The following is a 19,529-nucleotide window of genomic DNA, read 5'->3' as shown; positions in this document are numbered from 1 at the left end:
TTGACAGTCTGGAAGGGGAGTAAACAAAGAGTGAAATGGTTTGTAGGCTTAGGTAATCCGGGTACTCCTTATCAATCGACCCGTCATAATATAGGTTTTATGGCTGTGGACCGGTTTGCGGAAAAGCACGGAATCAAAGTAACACAAAGCAAATGTAAAGCGCTGCTTGGTGAAGGGAATGTTAACGGTACGAAGGTATATTTGATCAAGCCGATGACATATATGAATTTATCGGGGGAATCGATACGTGCCTTTATGGACTTTTTCAAAGTACCGATCGAGGATTTTATCGTGATTTATGATGATTTGGATACTCCCTTTGGGCAAATCCGACTGCGTTATCAAGGAAGTGCTGGAGGACACAACGGAATTAAATCGACGATTCAGCATTTGGGAACGCAATCCTTTAACCGGATTCGGATGGGAATCAACCGCCCTTTGCCGGGCTATAATATTGCCGATTATGTACTTTCTTCCTTTTCGAAGGAGGAGGCCAAAGCGATGCCTGAGCTGTTGGACACAACCTGCGACGCAATGGAGCACGCTTTAGGAAATTCTTTTGAGAAGACGATGGCCAAATTTAACGTATAGAACGTATTGGTTGTATGTGAGGATAAAGGCTAGCATTTTCCTTTTTGGGTCATAATGAATGAAAAGGAGGTGTTCGCTTTGACTGTTACTTATGTTTGCCGTCATTGCCAGACATTTATTGGAGAACTACCCCAGCAGCAAGTGAATGAACAGCTGCTAGGCTTCCATTTCTTGACCCCTGAGGAGCGTCAGAGTATAATATCGTATAGCCCGAATGGAGATGTCAAGGTCAAAGTAATATGTGATTACTGTAAAGAAGCTTTGGACAGCAATCCGGAGCTATCTTTGATAGTGAGTCCTTTGCAGTAGTGGCAAGGATTCAGGATCCTACACGGGAAACATATGTAGATGATAGCGGCCTAGGCTTGAAAGTCTAGGCTTTTTTCAAATATCAGAACGATGACTCGAGCAATTTCAGGGCAATGATGATGAACTCGAAGATTTCACATATGGCTTATCAAGGGGCCTCACCCGTAACTGGTGAAGCTCCTTATCCCCGTTTGCGGAGGATTTTATAATAGGTATATGGGTTTAAATGGGTGAGAGGGGTGTACCGTTTTGCAGGCTTTAATTCAAGCATTCTCCGCAGATCCTGATTTACAAAGTATTGTTTCGGGCGTACGCTCGGGGATGAAGGAGCAGTTACTGTCCGGATTGTCCGGTTCCTCCCGGCAGGTTATGCTGGCAGCAGTGTACGAGGAGCTCCAGCGGCCCTTGTTTATCGTAACGCACAATATGTTTTCCGCGCAAAAAATATTTGAAGACTTGGTAGAGTGCCTGCCCAGTGACAAAGTGCTGCTGTTCCCAGCGCAGGAGCTGCTAGCTGCAGAGACAGCTGTAGCGAGTCCGGATATGCTTGCACAGCGGATTGATGCGTTAACGAGACTTGCGGCAGATTTTCATGGTATTGTGGTCGTGCCTTATGCAGGGATGCGGCGGGTATTGCCATACAAAGAGGATATTGCAGCAGCCAGAATCACGATTCGGGTCGGCCAGCAAATACCTATGGATGAACTGATTGTTCGTATGATCAGTCTTGGGTATGAGCGTGTGGAAAGGGTTGAATCCAAAGGAGAAATGAGTGTCCGTGGAGGCATTATCGATTTCTATCCTTTATCTTCCCCTCAGCCGTATCGTATTGAGATGTTCGATGTCGAAGTCGATTCGATTCGCAGCTTTGATATCGCAGACCAACGTTCAATTGATAAATTGAATGAGCTGGTGATTACGCCTTGTCGTGAGATTGTTGCCAATGGAAAACGGTTACAAGAAGCGGCTCAGCATGCGTCTGACCTTCTGCAGGCGCAGCTGGACAAAATGTCCGACCGCAATGCGAAGGATCGGTTGCTGGAAGGCGTTGGACATGAAATCGAAATGATGCGGGAAGGCAGTTATTTTCCCGGCTTGTTCAAATATGTGTCTTTACTTTACCCTGAGCGCAAAACCTTACTGGATTACATGCCACAGGATTCAATACTGCTCATAGACGAGCCGGCACGATTGCTGGAAACAGCGAAGCAGCTTGAACGAGATGAAGCGGAATGGATGACAATTTCGCTGCAAGACGGGAAAAGCATTCCTGCTTTTATTATTTCCAAGCCGTACGAAACGCTGCTGCAGCGTAAGCCGTATCCGACCTTATATATGTCATTGTTCCTGCGGCAGGTTCCACAAACACAGCCGCAAAATATCGTCAATTTCATGTGCAGGGTGATGCAAAATTTTCATGGTCAAATGAATGTGCTTAAAAACGAGATGGAGCGCTGGAAAAAATCTAACGCCAAGGTACTGATTTTGGCCAATGGCGAAGAGCGTGTGGAAAGAGTACGCCGTGTGTTGGCGGACTATCACATCGATGAGCCGATGATTCTCAATGGCAATCTACAGACCGGGTTTGAGCTGCCCAACATCCATTTGGTCGTCATAACCGAAGGCGAAATGTTTACCCAAAAGCAGCGTAAGGTACGCAAGGTTGACAAGAAGATCGAAAATGCCGAGCGGATTAAAAGCTATCAGGAGCTTAAATTAGGTGATTACGTCGTTCATGTGAATCATGGTATCGGCAAATTTGTAGGTATCGGCACATTGGAAGTAGGCGGGATTCATAAGGATTATTTGCATATTTTGTATGCAGGCGGCGATAAGCTGTCCGTTCCTATTGACCAGATCGACCTGATTCAAAAATATGTAGGCTCCGAGGAAAAGGAACCGAAGGTTTATAAGTTGGGCGGGGCGGACTGGAATCGTGTGAAGAGCAAGGCGCGCTCCTCTGTTGAGGATATCGCTGATGATTTGATTAAGCTTTATGCCGAGCGTCAGGCAACGACGGGATACGGATTTAATCCAGACAGCACCTATCAGCAGGAATTTGAAGGTATGTTCCCTTATGAAGAAACGTCGGATCAACTACGGGCTATAAGCGAAATTAAAGAAGATATGGAAAAGCCGCGCCCTATGGATCGGCTGCTTTGCGGCGATGTTGGTTACGGGAAGACCGAGGTTGCAATTCGGGCTGCCTTTAAATCGGCAATCGATGGCAAGCAAGTGGCGGTACTTGTACCGACGACCATTTTGGCCCAGCAGCATTACGAGACCTTCCGCGAGCGTTTCTCCGGATATCCCTTCAATATTCAGGTGTTGAGCCGTTTCCGTTCCAAGAAGGACCAAGCGGAGACGATGAAGGGAGTTAAAGCGGGAACCGTTGATATAGTAATCGGGACGCATCGTTTGCTGTCGGCTGATGTGAAGTTTAAGGATCTGGGATTGTTGGTCGTTGATGAAGAGCAGCGGTTCGGTGTTTCCCATAAGGAAAAGCTCAAACGTTTAAAAACGAATGTAGATGTGCTAACATTAACGGCAACGCCTATTCCACGTACACTGCACATGTCGATGTTGGGTGTCCGTGATTTATCGGTTATCGAGACGCCACCGGAGAATCGGTTTCCTGTACAAACCTATGTAGTGGAGCATAATACGGGACTCGTCCGGGAGGCGATCGAGCGAGAGCTTGCTCGTGAAGGACAGGTGTACTATTTATTCAACCGTGTACAAGGCATAAATCAGATGGCTGAACAAATTTCGATGCTCGTTCCAGATGCCCGAGTTACGGTTGCGCATGGCCAAATGTCCGAGCATGAGCTGGAAAAAACAATTCTCGACTTTTTGGATGGGGAATTCGATGTTCTGGTGTCTACGAGTATTATCGAAACAGGCGTGGATATACCTAATGTTAATACTTTGATTGTGCATGACGCAGACCGAATGGGCTTATCCCAGCTGTATCAGCTTAGAGGACGCGTTGGGCGCTCGAATCGAATCGCCTATGCTTACTTTACGTATCAACGGGACAAAGTATTAACAGAGATCGCTGAAAAGCGGCTGCAGGCTATAAAAGAGTTTACAGAACTTGGATCAGGGTTTAAAATTGCGATGAGGGATTTGTCCATACGCGGCGCGGGCAACTTGCTGGGCTCGGAGCAGCATGGATTTATAGCTTCGGTCGGTTTCGATTTGTATTCGCAAATGCTAGGTGAAGAAATCGCTAAACGCAAGCATGAAATTACGGGTGAAGCGCCTGTGGTCCAAAAGCCTTGGTCAACCGTACTGGATATACAATTAGATGCGTACATTCCTGGGGATTATATTTATGATAGTGTACAAAAGATTGAAATTTACAAAAAGGTAGCGACACTCAAATCGTTAGATGAAGTTGCCGAACTGCACGACGAGCTTGTAGACCGTTTCGGCGACTTGCCGCAAGCGGTGCATCATCTGCTCGCTGTTGCCAGATTGAAAGTTTATGGTGCTATGTATGCCATCGAAACGATTTCACAAAAGGCTGCGGATTATGAAATCAAAATTCATGCTGACCAAACTTCTAATTTGGATGGTCAGGCATTAGCCGCACTGGCAAGTGAATTTGATCATCGGTTTAAGCTGATCGCCGGTCCGCAAATTCATATCCAGCTCAAAGGCAAAGGGTTACAGCCAGAAGAATCGATCGATCTGCTCGAAAGGTTTCTGGTACAATATAAGCGAGCTTTGAAATCGAAGGGAGAATTACAGAATGTTATCAACTAAATGGAAACACGCAAAAAAGAGTTTAATTACGTTAGCGACAGTCATGACGGTAGCGGCAGTAGTTGCAGGCTGTGGCGGAGATAAAGCGGGAACAGGAGCAGCTCCAACGACAACACCAGCCAAGGGTGATGCTAATGAGGTGCTGGTCACTTATAAAGATGGTGGCAAGGTGACTCGTGGTGAATTCGATACTTTTATTAACATTAACACTTTTTTCTATAAGGAATACGCACAATACAAAGAAGATCCAGCTTTTCAGCAGGATATGATGAAGCAGTTGGTTACGTTTAGAGTTCTATCCGCGCGTGCGGATGACAAAGCCAAGGCTGAGGCAGATACGAAGACAAAGCAGCAGGTTGAGCAAATTAACACGTATCTGGGTATGCAAGAAGGCGGTATGGATAAGCAGTTGAAAGATGCTAATCTGAACGCCAAAGATATTGAGCAGTTTATAGGGCGCAGTATGCTTGCCATTTCTGCCCTTGAATCCAAGGTATCCGAGCAGCAGGTAAAAGACGCGTACGACAAAAAACTGGCAGCAGATAAAAATATCTATGATATCGCTACGGTAGCCCATATTTTGATCGGTACTTCTGACCCTGCAACCGGTAAGGAGACAAGAACGAAGGAAGAAGCAATGAAGCGCGCTAAAGAAGTGCAGGACAAGCTGAAAGCTGGCGGCGATTTCGCTGCATTGGCATTGGAATATTCAGATGATCCGGGTTCAAAAGATAAAGGCGGTAAATACGAAAATGTTGAGCTTTCCATGTGGGTCCCTGAATTTAAGAAGGCGGCTGCCGAGCTGCCAATTAATCAAATCAGTGATCCCGTTGAAACGAGCTATGGTTACCATATCATGAAGGTCGAATCACGTAAGACCAAAACGTATGACGAAGTGAAAGAAAGTCTGCGTTCGGAAGCGGCAGAAACCCAAGTGTATGATTTTGTGGAAAAGGAATTACCAACAATCATCGAAACGAACACATTGCCTAAGCCAGCAGCAACACCTCCGGCTACTGCACCAACAGCTCCACCTGCTGAAGCGCCAAAAACAGAAGCGCCAGCAACAAAGTAATATATTACCAGGGTACCCCTTAGGGTACCCTGTTTTTATTTCACAATTATGGACATAATGTAAACAACGACGCCCAAGATTACATAGCTGAAAAAACGGTCGTCTGAATCACAGCCTCACATGCATAAACTGCTGGGAATCAATGAATACTATGGTTACTTAGTCGAATCCCAATATGATGTTTGGTATAGAACAGATTCAATCCAGCAGTATTTAACTCCTCAAGGGAAGCGAGGCATCTAGAACCATGAAAGCAACTGGAATTGTTCGTCGTATTGACGATTTAGGAAGAGTGGTTATCCCCAAGGAAATTCGCCGCACGTTACGAATTCGGGAAGGAGATCCTTTGGAAATCTTTGTTGACCGTGACGGGGAAGTGATTCTGAAAAAATATTCGCCTATAGGTGAGTTGGGTGATTTCGCGAAGGAATATGCAGAGTCTCTGTACGAAAGCACGAATCATACGACTATGATTACGGATCGGGATAATATCATAGCGGTTTCCGGAGGATCCAAAAAGGATTATTTGGAAAAGCAGGTTGGTCCTCTGGTAGAAGCTTGTATGGAAAATCGCAAGACCTCCCTCGAGGGAGAAGCAGGACAATACGAACTGATTAAAGATCTACATGAAGCCTACTCCTCTTATGTAGTGGCGCCTATTATAGCAGGTGGCGATCCGATCGGTGCGGTCATCTTGTTGAATAAAGACGAGCAAGTCAAGATGGGGCAAATGGAAACCAAGATGGCAGAAACGGCAGCTGGTTTTCTGGCTAAGCAAATGGAACAGTAGTATGTAAATAAGTTGAATAACAAGTCCCCTTATTAACGTAGCTTCATGAGACGTTGGCTTGGGGGCTGTTTTTTGTGATTTGCAGCATATTAACTTCTTAGCATTCAGAAGGTTTCTGGACAAACGTAAACGATGAGAGTCAAACTGATATGCTATAATAAGGGGGATTGTCGAGGCGAAGGGGAAAAGGAATGAACAGTAAGCAAAGGCGTCAGGGCTCCGAAAAGCAAATGGGATCCATGCTTCTAAAAGGAGCAGTCGTATTGGGTCTCGCTACAATCGTGTCCAAGCTGATTGGAACGATGCAAAAAATCCCGCTGCAAAATATGGCTGGCGATGCGGTATTCGGTATTTACAACGCGGTATATCCGCTTTACATTTTGATTTTGTTTTTGGCTACAGCAGGGTTTCCACTGGTTGTGTCTAAATTTGTGTCAGAGCAAGTCGCTATGCAGCAATATGAAGAAGCGAAGCGCGTGTTAAAGGTAGCCTCATACGTATTGATAACCACAGGAATTGCATGTTTCCTTCTGCTTTTCTACGGGGCCGATTGGCTGGCGGAGCTGATGGGTGCCAAGCAGACAGGTCTCGCGATTCGCAGTGTGTCTTTTGCCCTGCTGCTGGTACCGATCATGTCAGCGCTTCGCGGTTATTATCAAGGCTATCAGAATATGATTCCTACTGCGGTCTCTCAGGTGATTGAGCAAACAGTTCGAGTAGCGACGATGTTTGGTTTACTGCTATTATTTATGCATTGGGGCTACGGCGCAGAGTGGGTTGCAGCGGGTGCTACCTTCGGATCAGTCACAGGTGCAGCCGCTGGTCTTATGGTTATGCTGGTCTATTATCGAAAGGATAGGCATAAGGAGAATGGGCGGAAGCAGAGTGAGGAAGGGCCCGACAAATTTGGTGAAAATAAAACATCGCATCAATCGGACGGTTCGTACAAGCCGCAGAGCAGAGAAAGCGATTGGAGCCTGGTTCGGAGGCTATTATTGTACGCACTGCCGATTTGTCTGGGGACAATTTCACTGCCGATTCTAACGTTGGTCGATTCATTTACATTGCCGCGTTTATTAAAGCTCCATGGGTTGGATGAGACAGGTGCGCTTTACCAGTTCGGCTTATATAATCATGGAATGCCGCTTGTTCAATTGGTTGCGATGATTGCTTCCTCCATGTCGGCAGCACTCGTTCCCTCCATAGCCGCTGCAAAACTTCTCTCTAATCAGGAGATACTGAGAAACCGTTCGAGTATGGCGCTGCGGCTGACCTGGGTGATTGGACTGGCAGCTTCGGTTGGTTTGTCGGTGCTGGCAGAGCCCTTGAATGTGATGTTTTATAAAAGCGCTGACGGTTCTCTTGCGATGAGCCTGCTCTCCTATACGGCGCTGTTCAGCACGATTAACATTATCGCAGGCAGCGTGCTGCAGGGCTTTGGCGCCGTCGTAGCTCCGGCGCTGTACCTGCTCGCTGCCGCCGCGGTCAAGATCGCGGCGAACGCCGCCCTCGTGCCCCACTGGGGCATCGATGGCGCCGCGCTCGCGGCGGTTGGCGCATACGCGCTCGCAGGCTTGCTGGCGCTTGCGCACGCGCTGCGCGCGACCGGCGTCACGCCGGCGGTCGGCCGTGCCGTCATCAAGCCGCTGCTCTGCGTCGGCTTGATGGCGGCGAGCCTGCTCGCCGTGACGCACGGCTTGCCCGCGCTGCTGGGTGCGCTTCCGGTGGCCCTGCCCTCAAGGGGCACAGCCACCGTGGTAGCACTTGCAGGCGTAGCGGTGGGTGCGCTCGTATACCTACTCGCGCTGGTTCGACTCGGCGTTATCAGCGCCGCCGAGCTGGAGCAAATCCCCAAGCTGCGAGGCAAGCCGCTCGCACTTCTCCGCAAAGTCAGACTGCTGCGCTAAAGCCAGTAATTTCATATCGGTTCATTCTGAAAATCGCTGTATAGCAGTTGGACGGAAAGGTTAATGCTTCTGCGTCCGAACTCGAACTTCAGGATTTTCATTTTTACATTTGACGGCTATACCCCTTATTTATTTTTTTGGAGGCGAATATTATCATGAAACCCCACATTACTGTTGTAGGCCTTGGCTCTGGTGACGAGGATCAGCTGACCCTAGGTGTTTGGAAAAAAATTCAAGCGTCTGATAAGCTGTATCTGCGCACAGATCAGCATCCGATGGTACAGATGCTGACACGCAACGGAATAGCTTATGAGTCGTTTGATGCCATTTACGAAAGCCATGAACAGTTCGAGCAGGTTTACGAAGCAATAACCGCGGAGCTCCTGGCGTTGGCCAAAGCTGCCGCTAGCGCCAATTCCTCAGCAGGTGAGATTGTATATGCTGTGCCTGGACATCCCATGGTTGCGGAGAAGACTGTGCAGCTGTTAAGAGAGCGTTGTCCGGAAGCGGGCATCGAGTTAACGCTGCTGGGCGGGGAAAGCTTTCTCGACCAAGCCTTCCTGCGTCTTGGGTTTGATCCGGTAGAAGGCTTTCAATTGCTCAATGGGTCCGATCTGTCGTTGTACAACCTGAATCCAATGCTGCATACGGTTATTACCCAAGTGTACGATACACTCAGCGCCTCTGATGTTAAGCTGTCGCTGATGGAAATGTACCCGGACGAGCATGAGATCGTTGTCGGGCACGCCCTGGGTGTGGCAGGGGAGGAGCGGGTTCATCGCATTCCGCTGTTTGAGCTGGACCATTTGCAGGATTTTGGAAATCTTTCTCTAGTGTGGGTGCCAAGAAGCGATCAAGACAGGCTGAGAAACCGTACCTTTGCCCGCCTGCATGAAATTGTCGATATTTTGCGGAGTCCAGATGGTTGCCCTTGGGATCGTGAGCAGACACATCAATCACTGCGTAAAAATCTGATCGAGGAAGCCTATGAGGTACTGGAAACCTTCGATGAGGACGATACGGACCATATGGCCGAGGAACTGGGCGATTTGCTGCTGCAGGTTATGCTGCATGCGCAAATTGAAGCAGAGGAAGGCAGCTTTAACGTCTGGGATGTTATCGCAGGACTGAATGAAAAGCTGCTCCGCCGCCACCCGCATGTATTTGGTTCAGCTCAGGCCGATAATGCCAATGAGGCGCTTGTGAACTGGAACCAGATCAAGCAGGAGGAGAAGCGTAAGAAGGGGATTGATCCAGATCAGCTCCCACTACTTTCGGGGGTGCCTCGTGAGCTGCCTGGTCTGATGAGAGCTTACAAGCTGCAAAAGAAAGCATCGGCTGTTGGGTTCGATTGGAGTCGGTTGGAGGAAGTTATTGAAGTTGTGGAGTCGGAGCTGTTGGAACTTAAGGAAGCGATGGTGTCACTGTCCAAGGCTGAACAGCAGGAAGAGCTGGGCGATCTGTTGTTTTCTGTCGTCAATCTGGCCCGATTCTTGAAAATTGAGCCTGAGGAAGCCATGGATGCGGCTAATCGCAAATTTTTTAACCGTTTTGGATATATCGAGCAGCAGCTGCGATTAAAGGGCAAGAATTTGGAGCAAACTGATTTACAAGAGATGGAAGCCTTGTGGCAGGAAGCAAAAAAAATATAAAGATTGCAGGCTTTTAGCAGGATTTTCCTGAGGTATCAAGAATACATACCAATAAGCTTTAACTTAAGGAGGAATTTATAACCATGAATAAAACAGATTTGATTACGAATATTTCCGAAAAAAGCGGACTTAACAAGAAAGATGTAGAAACCGTCTTGAATAACTTTTTAGGTGAAGTTACAGATGCATTGTCTACGGGTGACAAAGTCCAATTGATCGGATTTGGTACTTTTGAGACTCGCAAGCGTTCTGGACGTACCGGCCGCAATCCACAAACGGGCAAAGAAATCTCGATCCCTGAATCGACCGTACCGGCTTTTAAAGCAGGTAACAAGCTTAAAGAAGCGGTAAAATAATGCGTCTTGATAAGTTCCTAAAGGTATCACGGTTGATCAAACGACGGACAGTCGCTAAGGATGTTTCTGACCAGGGACGTGTTTGGATCAATGACAGAGATGCCAAACCGAGCAGTGCGGTGAAGGTCGGGGACGAGCTGAAAATCCAATTCGGACAGAAAAGCATCACGGTTCGCGTGGAACAGCTTTCCGAATCTACCCGCAAGGAAGATGCAGCCCACATGTATACACTGCTCAAAGAGGAAATGCACAAAACCGAATTATGGCAAGGCCAGAGAGACTGATCTTTCAGTCTCTTTTGTGTTCTAAATGTGGACATCCCCCCATATGTGTAGAGTATACAAGCTTTGTAGAAAATCAAAGCTGACGGGAGGGATCGTTTCATGGCCATTGAGCAGGGGAAAGTGAAAAGACAGGAAATCAAAATGCTCAACCGCAAGCTGCTCGAGGTAACCGGCGTTTTAAATGTGGAAAGCTTTGATAGTGAGGAGTTTTTGCTGGAGACGGACTATGGGTATCTTAGAATCAGAGGGCAGAATCTGCATATCAAAAACCTGAGTCTGGAGCAGGGATTCGTCGTCATCGAAGGTTTGATTAATGAGCTGCTTTATGTAGATGCGAATGCGCAGGGGAAACCTAAGGGATTATGGGGCAAGATGTTTAAATGACACTGGAGATACAATTCGCCACGATGGGTACCATGCTGCTGGGAGGACTGTCGCTCGGGGGTTTGTTTGATTTGTATCGGGTGCTTGCCCATCATCTAAAGGCTTCCCGTTATGCCTATTATTTGTTGGACATCGTATTCTGGATCATTGGGACCTTACTTGTATTTAAATTGCTGTATGATATTAATTGGGGACAGGTCCGGTTGTTTATATTTATCGGTCTGCTGGCCGGGGTAATCGTCTATTTCTGGTTGTTCAGCGGACTTATCATTCATTGTTTGCATTTTTTGATCCGTATGGTAAAAATCGTGTTTCAATGGGTTGTAAAATTGGTTAATATACTCATTATAACACCTGTTGTTCTGCTTTTTAGAGTGATCCTTATCTTTTTTGGATTTTTATCAGCAATAGCTATTTTCCTGTATCAAGTTATGATACAATTGCTATATACTGTGTGGAAACTAATTAGATTTTTAACATTTCCACTAACAAGATATGTTCGTGCTCAGCTAGGAAAGAATACAACCGTTCAAACGATGGTAAAGTTCATTCGTCGGTTTTTTCATCGGACGTAGGAGGATTTTCAAACGATGCGAGCTGTCACCATAACAAGCAACAATACGAAACCAAATAATAAAGGCTCTTTCCGCAGACGCCGCTTGGTCCTGATTGTTCTTGCTTGCTTTATGAGCTGGGCTGGCGTAACCTTATGGAATCAGGTAAGTAAGCTTGGTTCCAAGGACGAGAGAATGAGCTCTTTGCAGCAGGAGCTGGATGAGACTCGGAAAATCAATGAAGCGACCAAGCGTGAAATTGTCAGATTGAATGATCCGGAATACGTTGAACAAAAAATTCGAAAAGAGCTGCATTATGTGAAGCAAGGGGAAACATTATTTTATGTGCCCAAAGAGCTAAAGAAATAAGTAAGTGCATCAAAGCTTTGGTTGACCGTATTGCAGCGTGTACGTTATAATCTCCATTGTTGAAGTCTTTTGTTAACTATTTAAGGGAGGAACATTTTACTTTATGGCAATTGAAGTGGGCAGCAAACTGGAAGGTAAGGTAACAGGCATTACTCATTTTGGGGCGTTTGTTGAGCTTCCAGAGGGTGGTACAGGTCTGGTGCACATTTCGGAGATCGCAGACAATTATGTAAAAGATGTCAACGATCATTTGAAATTGAGCGACGTGGTAACTGTCAAAGTTATTAATGTCGATAAAGACGGTAAAATCGGTTTATCCATCAAGCAAGCGGTTGACAAACCCCCTGAAGCGCCAAGACCTCAACGCTACGAACGACCAGCTGGTAGTTCCAGTGGCGGCGGTATGGGTGGCAGCGGCGGAAGTGGTGGCGGTGATCGTGGCGGTCGCAGCAGCGGAGGCGGCGGTGGATTTGGAGGCCGTGGAGGCGATCGTGGAGGCCGTGGAGGTAAACCTCCGGTAGGCAAATTAACGTTCGAGGACAAGGTTTCGCGTTTTTTAAAGGATAGCGAGGAACGCATCTCTTCCCTGAAGAAGAACACGGAAGGGAAACGTGGAGGTCGCGGCGCTAGACGCGATTAAATATAGTAGGGTGATGAAGCTGTATGAGCGAATTGCTTATGCGGCTTTTTTGTGGATTGCGGTCTGTGTATCCCTGTTTATGACGCTGTACCATGCTTGACAACTAGACCAAGCCTGTTATATATTCATACATGTTGTGGCGGTGTAGCTCAGCTGGCTAGAGCGTACGGTTCATACCCGTGAGGTCGGGGGTTCGATTCCCTTCGCCGCTATTGCAAGAGAACAAAAGCATCTTGCCGAGACTTGTTGTCCGGTGGGGTGTTTTTTTGCTGTTAAAAGGAAGCTATCGGATAGATGGCTTCTTTTTTGTCGGAAAAAATTTTAAGTCTACCAACTGATTGTGACAAACTTTACAATAGACTCTCGATATACTAGAAAACACTAATCGGATATAGGTGGTGTTGGGCAAATATGTTGAAAAGTTTAGGATGGACACAAGCAGGAATGGAACGAAACCGCTGGTTTCAAAAGACGAAGCGCAGTATGGCTGGCAGGTTTGCGGACAATCGATGGGTGCAATCAGTAGCGACACGAAAAAGCTCGATCCTCTTACTGGGCATGGCGTTCTTATTGGGAAGGGCGATGATTCTGGATCAATTGGCCCCGTTTGCCGTGGCATTTTTTGCTGTGATCTATTTTCTACGAAAGGAATTGTTAGTGGGAACTGCACTTTTTTTGATTGGAGGCAGCTTGTTCTCACAGGCACCTGAGCATACCGGATATATGGTGGTAGCGATGCTGGTGGTACTGCTTATTCAAAAAGGGATAGAACGCTTTCAACGCTCCGACATTTCCTATGCACCACTAATAGTGTTTACTGCCACGTTCTTTGTTCAGCTCTTTGCCGTGCTGGCGGCTGGCAAGCTATCTTGGTATACCTTGACGATAACGGGTGTCGAATCCGTATTAAGTTTAATATTGACGCATATCTTCTTGCAGGCGGTTCCTGTATTTACGCTTTCACGTAAGCATTACAGCTTGAAGCATGAGGAAATTATATGTCTGATCATCCTGTTGGCTTCCGTCATGACGGGTACAGTGGGCTGGTTGATCGGTCCGATTACTTTGGAGCATGTGCTGTCCCGTTATTTGATTCTGCTGTTTGCATTGGTCGGAGGTGCACCGCTCGGAGCTTCGGTTGGAGTCATTACAGGGCTGATTCTAAGCTTGGCCAATTCGTCGGCGATTTACCAGATGAGTTTGCTCGCTTTTGCAGGGATGCTGGCTGGATTGCTCAAGGAGGGGCATCGAATGGCGGTGGCTCTGGGCATGCTGCTGGGTTCTTCGATTCTATCTATCTACATCGGGAATCAAGCCGAAATTATGAATTCGACCTGGGAGTCTCTTGCGGCTGTGCTGCTGTTTTTCTTAACGCCGCGTGCGGTGCTTCAACTGCTTGCCAAATATGTCCCAGGTACGCAGGAAAATATAAAGTCACAGCATGATTATGCCAAAAGAGTACGAGATATTACCGCAGATCGCGTGGAAAAATTCTCAGAGGTGTTTCGCCAGCTGTCTCGCAGCTTTAGACAAATTACAGCGGAAACGGAGCCAATGAAACGGGAGGAGGAGATTGGCCACTTTATGAACTCGGTTGCGAATCGCAGCTGCGCCTCCTGCTGGAAGCGGGATCAATGCTGGGACGATAAATTTTATCAAACCTATAAGTTTATGACCGAAATGATGACAGAGGTAGAACTGGGCCATGGGCTCAAGCGCAAGGATATGCAGCCCCATTGGAAAAAACTATGTGTAAAGCCGGACCAGGTTGCAGAGGTCATGCAGCAGCAATACCAGCTGTATCAGAACGATCAGCATTGGAAAAAGCAAATAGTGGACAGCCGACATTTGGTCGCCGAGCAGCTATTTGGCGTATCTCAGGTGATGGAGGACCTGGCGAATGAAATCAAGCGAGAGGGGCAGGAGCTATTCGTACAAGAAGAGCAAATTCGCAGCGCTTTGGAGGAGCTTGGACTCTCAATACACAGTATCGATATTATTAGTCTGGATGAGGGCAATGTCGAAATCGAGATTATTCACCAGTACACCAAGGGCTTTGATGAATGTCGGAAAATCATTGGTCCCCTGCTATCGGATATTTTGGAAGAGCATATTACCGTTAAAAATGAGCAGATGCTGGAGCGTAAGGAGGGCTACAGTACGGTCGTCTTTGGATCGGCAAAGGAATATGAAATAGAAACCGGCATCGCTGCGGCAGCCAAGGGGGGGGATGTGCTATCGGGTGACAGCTTCAGCACGAAGGAACTGGGAAACGGTAAATTCGCAGTCGCTTTAAGTGACGGTATGGGGAATGGGGAACGGGCAAGAGCCGAGAGCAGCACAGCCCTTACGATTCTACAGCAGCTGTTACAGTCCGGTATGGATGAGCGCTTGGCGATTAAATCCGTTAATTCCGTCTTGATGCTTCGATCCTCCGATGAGATGTATGCAACAGTCGACGTAGCGTTGATTGATCTCTATGATGCGCATACGACATTTTTGAAGATTGGATCTGTGCCAAGCTTCGTCAAGCGAGGGAGTGAGGTCATACCGATATCGGCCAATAACTTGCCAGTCGGGATAGTTCATGAAATTGATGTGGATCTGATCAGTCTGCCGCTGTATCCAGGAGATATTCTTGTTATGATGACCGATGGAATTTATGACGCACCAGGACATGCAGTCAATAAGGAGTTGTGGATGAAACGGATGCTGTCAGAGATTGATACAGAATCCCCACAGGAATTTGCTGACATTTTATTGGAGCGGATTGTCCGATATCATTATGGGGAGATTTACGATGATATGACGGTTGTGGTCGCGCGTGTGGAGAAGTACAAGCCGGAGTGGGCCACCTTCAGTTGGCCCGGACTGCAGCGCATCGAACGTCCAAAGGTGGTGAGCTAAAGCTATCGTGTCACTTGCTGTCTGCTTAAAATTGCTGTCGAGTGTGCATCAATCTGCATAGAAAAGAATCGTTGGATAGATGCCGACGGTTCTTTTTTGTGATTGACAAGTCTGCTTGCTTCAACATCCTGAGCTCAAGTTTAATAATCTTGCAATGTGGAAAAACTAAGCTTAATAGGATGAATAGGAGGTTAACCCGTGAAGCAGATTCTTTTAATTACTGATGGTTGCTCGAACGTAGGCATTAGTCCCGTTATTGCTGCTGCCGAGGCGAAGGCTGAAGGTATTGTAGTGAATGTTATCGGATTGCTCAATGAACATGAAATTGATGAGATGGGGGCGGAAGAAATTCGAGAAATTGCTTTGGCCGGAGGGGGTGCCAGCCGGATTGTCACACCTGCCAAGCTCTCACAAACCGTTCAGATGATGACCCGTAAAACGGTGGCGCATACCATCCAGCAAATAGTAGGTAAAGAGCTGCAGCAAATTTTGGGTGATGCCAAGCTGGAAAGCCTCCCTCCGGATCAGCGCGCACAGGTTGTACAGGTCATGGATGATTTAGGCGAGACGGCAGCTATTAAGGTGGCATTGCTTATAGATACGAGCGCCAGTATGAAACAAAAGTTGTCGGCGGTAAAAGAGGCGATCTATGACCTGCAGCTTAGCTTGCAGGCGCGGACGGGCAGCAGCGAAACAGCTGTATTCCACTTTCCAGGAGCAGGTGCCCATCAACAAGAGGCAGAAATGGATATGGATTGGACACGGAACCTTGCAAATTTAAACCGTTTGTTTTATAAATTAAACATGAGAGGTACAACTCCGACGGGTCCTGCTCTTCTCAAAGTAACTAAGTTTATCAAAGGCGCTCAGACTACCGATGTATATGAAAGTGATCATTTTCGCCAGAAAGACATAATCTTGAATGGAAACGCGCCAATAGGCAAGGATGGGATATTGAGTGATTACATCGTTTGATCAAATTATACAATCCGATACCGTCCTGAACGGCAAATGGAACAAGACCCTATACCAGGTTGAACGATTGCTGGGTGAAGGGGCCAATGGCAAGGTATATCTAGTTAAACGCGGTAAACGTCAATACGCCCTGAAGATCGGATTAGATGCGGCAGATCTACAATCCGAAGTGAATGCCTTAAAGGTGCTTTCGAAATCGAATACATCTTTTGAAAATTATTTGCTGGATGTCGATGACTTTCACCATCAGGGCGTAGACTACCCATTTTATGTGATGCGTTACATTAAGGGACAGACGATTTCCGATTTTGTCAGGCAAAACGGTCGCGATTGGGTGGGTCTGATCGGATTGAATATGCTGCGCAAGCTGGTGGAGCTGCACGAGCAGGGTTATGTATTCGGTGATATTAAAGTGCAAAATATGCTCGTATGCGGTTATGGTGATGTCGAATTAATCGATTTTGGCGGGGTCACGGCAAAAGGACGATCTGTCAAGCAATTTACCGAAGTGTATGACCGTGGCTATTGGGGGGCGGGTACACGCACCGCTGATGAAGGCTATGATATGTTTGCCTTTGCTATGCTGCTAATCAGCAGCACGGAGACGGAGCAGCGCATGCATGGTATTGATAAACTGCTGCCGCAAAATCGCAGTGTCCATATATTGATTGATTTACTGAAGTCCAATCCGATATTGGAGCCTTGTATGCCTGTTTTGCAAAAAGCATTGTTGGGGCATTACACAAGCTCCAAACAGGTATTGGCGGCATGGCGGCGATTGAGCTTTCATAAGCATCCACCTGCTTCATCTGCCAGTCGCGAGTCGTGGCTGAAATTGGGATTTACGGCTTCCTTGTTGTTTTTTGGATTAGCCGTTTACTTTTACTGGACATAGCTGGCAGCAAGGCCGAAGGAGGGGGAAATGGATCAGGGAGTGAATTTAGCAGCAAGAGTGGAGTTATTAATCAAGTCGGAGCGGTTATTGGTAGAAGGGGAATGTATCATTGTAGCGGTATCGGGGGGACCGGATTCCGTCGCGCTGCTGCATCTCCTTTTTACGATGTCAGAGCGCTGGAGATGGCGGTTGGTCCTGGCGCACGTAAATCACGGATTTCGTATAGAGGAGTCGGCGCAGGAGGCGATGTATGTCGCAAGTTTGGCAGCCAAGTATGGTCTGCCATGTGAAACAGCGCACTTCGATGTCCCGCAATTTATTCGGAAAACCGGCAAGAACCCGCAGGTCGCCTCACGTGAGCTGCGCTATCAGTTTCTTGTTGAGGTTGCTCACCGCTATGAAGCTGCACATATTGTGCTTGCTCACCACGCGGATGATCAGGCAGAGACTCTGCTGATGAGACTGCTTCGGGGGACGGGGCCTGCAGGACTTACTGGCATCCCAATTCGTCGTTTAGAAAAAGATGTGGAACTTGTTCGACCCTTGCTCCGTATATATAAATCAGAGCTGTTGGATTATTGTCATCAACAACAGCTTGCTTTCTATGTGGATAGTAGTAATATGGATACCAAATATTTTCGCAATGAAATACGTCTTGGTCTGCTTCCACAGCTCCGTAATTACAACGATCAACTGCCGCAAGCATTGAATCGACTGTCTGTTATGATGACGGCTGAGCATGATTTCATGGACTTACAGACCAAGTCAGCTTTCGCAGAGGGGGTTAACCAAGAAAGTGATTTCTGTGAATGGTCAAGAAAATGGTTTGAAGGACTTCATGTTGCTTTACAAAGACGGTTGATTAAACTAATATTAAATTGTCTTCTTAGTGACGCAGATTCCATAGATTTCCTAAAGCTTGAGCAAATGCGAGACGCTATTCTCGGGGACCTATCTAACCTGAGCCTACATATAGGAGGCAGCTTGGTTTTAACAAGGGAATACGATCGGATTTATGTGCATAATGATGGGGTACCACCTGCATCCTACAGTTATACCTGGGAGCGGGACATGGATGGCCTGACGATTGGAGAAACAGGTGTCCGGCTTGCATGCAGCTGGCTGGAGCGAGACTTGTTGGATGAGGAATGGGCTGTACCCAGTCATGAACGAAATGCCGCCTGGTTTGATGCGGAGCAGCTGCAGTTTCCCTTACAGGTTAGGAATCGTAAGGATGGAGATCGAATGAGTCTGCTTGGAATGAAAGGTTCCAAGAAGGTAAAGGATATCTTCATCGACAGCAAACTGCCGCCGAGCTTAAGATTACAGGTGCCGGTTGTAGTGGATGCTCAGGAGCGTATTGTATGGCTTCCGGGTGTTCGAAGATCGTCGCATGCCTTGATTACTGGGCACACACGATCAATGATTTGTATAAGTGCTATCATTTAATTTATTTCAGTAGGAGGTTCTCTGTTGCAAAACGACATTCTCGAAGTACTTTACAGCGAACAAGACATTCAAGAGAAAGTTAAGGAGATGGGTGAGCTATTAAGCCGTGATTTTGAAGGGCGTAATCCGCTGGTCATCTGTGTATTAAAAGGCGCGTTTATTTTCATGTCCGATTTGGTAAAGCGTATAACAGTTCCATTGGAAATTGATTTTATGGCGGTGTCCAGCTATGGGCAATCGACCAAATCATCAGGAGTTGTTAAGATTGTGAAGGATTTGGATGTTCCCGTTGAGGGAAGGCATATCCTCATTGTCGAAGACATTATTGACAGCGGACTTACACTCAGCTATTTAATAGATGTTCTCGAACGTCGCAATGCGCTTTCGATTACCGTAGCAGCCCTGTTTGATAAACCGGCGCGTAGAACGACCGATTTGGAAGCAGACTACAAAGGATTCAGCATACCGGATGCATTCGTAGTTGGGTACGGACTGGACTATGCGGAAAAGTATCGCAATCTGCCGTATGTCGGGATTTTAAAGCCGGAAGTTTACTCGCAGTAGCATTTCTTGTTATGCCCAGACTTGCTGTGGTACAATAAACAAAGTTGCCGTTTGAGA

The 19,529-nt window shown here is 47.0% G+C and carries 18 protein-coding genes and 1 tRNA gene; all 19 read left to right on the top strand.

Annotated features, from left to right (window positions below):
* Positions 1-30 precede the first annotated feature (30 nt).
* The 19 genes from pth (at position 31) to hpt (ending at position 19,472) form a co-directional block, all read left to right on the top strand.
* Positions 31-591: an aminoacyl-tRNA hydrolase gene (pth, locus tag BM210_RS30335; RefSeq protein ID WP_091176353.1), complete on the top strand. Its 561-nt coding sequence runs from the start codon at positions 31-33 to the stop codon at positions 589-591.
* A 78-nt stretch (positions 592-669) separates the two neighbouring features.
* Complete coding sequence (locus BM210_RS30330) at positions 670-900, top strand: anti-sigma-F factor Fin (protein ID WP_091176351.1); 231 nt, start codon at positions 670-672, stop codon at positions 898-900.
* 249 nt (positions 901-1,149) lie between these two features.
* On the top strand, positions 1,150-4,671 hold the full coding sequence (gene mfd / locus BM210_RS30325) for a transcription-repair coupling factor (protein WP_091176349.1): 3,522 nt from the start codon (positions 1,150-1,152) through the stop codon (positions 4,669-4,671).
* Positions 4,658-5,746, top strand: coding sequence for a peptidylprolyl isomerase (locus BM210_RS30320; RefSeq protein WP_091176348.1), 1,089 nt, complete (start codon positions 4,658-4,660; stop codon positions 5,744-5,746). The genes mfd and BM210_RS30320 overlap by 14 nt, the downstream gene beginning before the upstream one ends.
* Positions 5,747-5,993: 247 nt before the next feature.
* A complete protein-coding gene (gene spoVT / locus BM210_RS30315; RefSeq protein WP_091176346.1) occupies positions 5,994-6,536 on the top strand; it encodes a stage V sporulation protein T in 543 nt (180 codons plus the stop codon).
* Between the two features lie 191 nt (positions 6,537-6,727).
* Complete coding sequence (locus BM210_RS30310) at positions 6,728-8,443, top strand: putative polysaccharide biosynthesis protein (protein WP_091176344.1); 1,716 nt, start codon at positions 6,728-6,730, stop codon at positions 8,441-8,443.
* A 155-nt stretch (positions 8,444-8,598) separates the two neighbouring features.
* On the top strand, positions 8,599-10,095 hold the full coding sequence (gene mazG, locus BM210_RS30305; RefSeq protein WP_091176343.1) for a bifunctional methyltransferase/pyrophosphohydrolase YabN: 1,497 nt from the start codon (positions 8,599-8,601) through the stop codon (positions 10,093-10,095).
* An 83-nt stretch (positions 10,096-10,178) separates the two neighbouring features.
* Positions 10,179-10,451: an HU family DNA-binding protein gene (locus BM210_RS30300; RefSeq protein WP_091176341.1), complete on the top strand. Its 273-nt coding sequence runs from the start codon at positions 10,179-10,181 to the stop codon at positions 10,449-10,451.
* On the top strand, positions 10,451-10,735 hold the full coding sequence (locus BM210_RS30295; protein WP_076237314.1) for an RNA-binding S4 domain-containing protein: 285 nt from the start codon (positions 10,451-10,453) through the stop codon (positions 10,733-10,735). Before BM210_RS30300 ends, BM210_RS30295 begins: the two co-directional genes overlap by 1 nt.
* 99 nt (positions 10,736-10,834) lie before the next feature.
* Positions 10,835-11,119 carry a sporulation protein YabP gene (gene yabP, locus BM210_RS30290; RefSeq protein WP_091176340.1) on the top strand — a complete coding sequence of 95 codons (285 nt, stop codon included), beginning with the start codon at positions 10,835-10,837 and terminating at the stop codon, positions 11,117-11,119.
* Positions 11,116-11,694: a spore cortex biosynthesis protein YabQ gene (gene yabQ, locus BM210_RS30285; protein ID WP_091176338.1), complete on the top strand. Its 579-nt coding sequence runs from the start codon at positions 11,116-11,118 to the stop codon at positions 11,692-11,694. Before yabP ends, yabQ begins: the two co-directional genes overlap by 4 nt.
* Positions 11,695-11,709: 15 nt before the next feature.
* Complete coding sequence (locus tag BM210_RS30280; RefSeq protein ID WP_091176336.1) at positions 11,710-12,042, top strand: FtsB family cell division protein; 333 nt, start codon at positions 11,710-11,712, stop codon at positions 12,040-12,042.
* A gap of 103 nt (positions 12,043-12,145) precedes the next feature.
* Positions 12,146-12,682, top strand: coding sequence for a S1 domain-containing RNA-binding protein (locus tag BM210_RS30275; RefSeq protein ID WP_076237322.1), 537 nt, complete (start codon positions 12,146-12,148; stop codon positions 12,680-12,682).
* Between the two features lie 138 nt (positions 12,683-12,820).
* Positions 12,821-12,894, top strand: a tRNA-Met gene (locus BM210_RS30270).
* A 232-nt stretch (positions 12,895-13,126) separates the two neighbouring features.
* Positions 13,127-15,589 (top strand): stage II sporulation protein E, encoded by a 2,463-nt coding sequence (spoIIE, locus tag BM210_RS30265; protein WP_256224152.1) that lies wholly within the window; start codon positions 13,127-13,129, stop codon positions 15,587-15,589.
* A gap of 198 nt (positions 15,590-15,787) precedes the next feature.
* Positions 15,788-16,564, top strand: coding sequence for a vWA domain-containing protein (locus tag BM210_RS30260; RefSeq protein WP_091176333.1), 777 nt, complete (start codon positions 15,788-15,790; stop codon positions 16,562-16,564).
* Positions 16,548-17,459 (top strand): protein kinase domain-containing protein, encoded by a 912-nt coding sequence (locus tag BM210_RS30255; protein WP_091176331.1) that lies wholly within the window; start codon positions 16,548-16,550, stop codon positions 17,457-17,459. Before BM210_RS30260 ends, BM210_RS30255 begins: the two co-directional genes overlap by 17 nt.
* A 27-nt stretch (positions 17,460-17,486) precedes the next feature.
* Positions 17,487-18,908 (top strand): tRNA lysidine(34) synthetase TilS, encoded by a 1,422-nt coding sequence (tilS, locus tag BM210_RS30250; protein ID WP_091176330.1) that lies wholly within the window; start codon positions 17,487-17,489, stop codon positions 18,906-18,908.
* A 24-nt stretch (positions 18,909-18,932) separates the two neighbouring features.
* Positions 18,933-19,472 carry a hypoxanthine phosphoribosyltransferase gene (gene hpt, locus BM210_RS30245; protein ID WP_091176328.1) on the top strand — a complete coding sequence of 180 codons (540 nt, stop codon included), beginning with the start codon at positions 18,933-18,935 and terminating at the stop codon, positions 19,470-19,472.
* Positions 19,473-19,529: the final 57 nt, after the last annotated feature.

It is taken from the genome of Paenibacillus sp. 1_12, assembly GCF_900114475.1.
GTDB lineage: Bacteria > Bacillota > Bacilli > Paenibacillales > NBRC-103111 > Paenibacillus_S.
The sequence above is the reverse complement of the archived record's forward strand: the minus strand, read 5'-3'. Positions and strand labels throughout refer to the sequence as shown.

Excerpts from the sequence above, each read along its gene's own strand:
- BM210_RS30320 (WP_091176348.1), top strand. The coding sequence starts at position 4,658 with ATGTTATCAACTAAATGGAAACACGCAAAAAAGAGTTTAATTACGTTA.
- spoVT (WP_091176346.1), top strand. The coding sequence starts at position 5,994 with ATGAAAGCAACTGGAATTGTTCGTCGTATTGACGATTTAGGAAGAGTG.
- BM210_RS30310 (WP_091176344.1), top strand. The coding sequence starts at position 6,728 with ATGAACAGTAAGCAAAGGCGTCAGGGCTCCGAAAAGCAAATGGGATCC.
- mazG (WP_091176343.1), top strand. The coding sequence starts at position 8,599 with ATGAAACCCCACATTACTGTTGTAGGCCTTGGCTCTGGTGACGAGGAT.
- BM210_RS30300 (WP_091176341.1), top strand. The coding sequence starts at position 10,179 with ATGAATAAAACAGATTTGATTACGAATATTTCCGAAAAAAGCGGACTT.
- BM210_RS30295 (WP_076237314.1), top strand. The coding sequence starts at position 10,451 with ATGCGTCTTGATAAGTTCCTAAAGGTATCACGGTTGATCAAACGACGG.
- yabP (WP_091176340.1), top strand. The coding sequence starts at position 10,835 with ATGGCCATTGAGCAGGGGAAAGTGAAAAGACAGGAAATCAAAATGCTC.
- yabQ (WP_091176338.1), top strand. The coding sequence starts at position 11,116 with ATGACACTGGAGATACAATTCGCCACGATGGGTACCATGCTGCTGGGA.
- BM210_RS30280 (WP_091176336.1), top strand. The coding sequence starts at position 11,710 with ATGCGAGCTGTCACCATAACAAGCAACAATACGAAACCAAATAATAAA.
- BM210_RS30275 (WP_076237322.1), top strand. The coding sequence starts at position 12,146 with ATGGCAATTGAAGTGGGCAGCAAACTGGAAGGTAAGGTAACAGGCATT.
- spoIIE (WP_256224152.1), top strand. The coding sequence starts at position 13,127 with ATGGAACGAAACCGCTGGTTTCAAAAGACGAAGCGCAGTATGGCTGGC.
- tilS (WP_091176330.1), top strand. The coding sequence starts at position 17,487 with ATGGATCAGGGAGTGAATTTAGCAGCAAGAGTGGAGTTATTAATCAAG.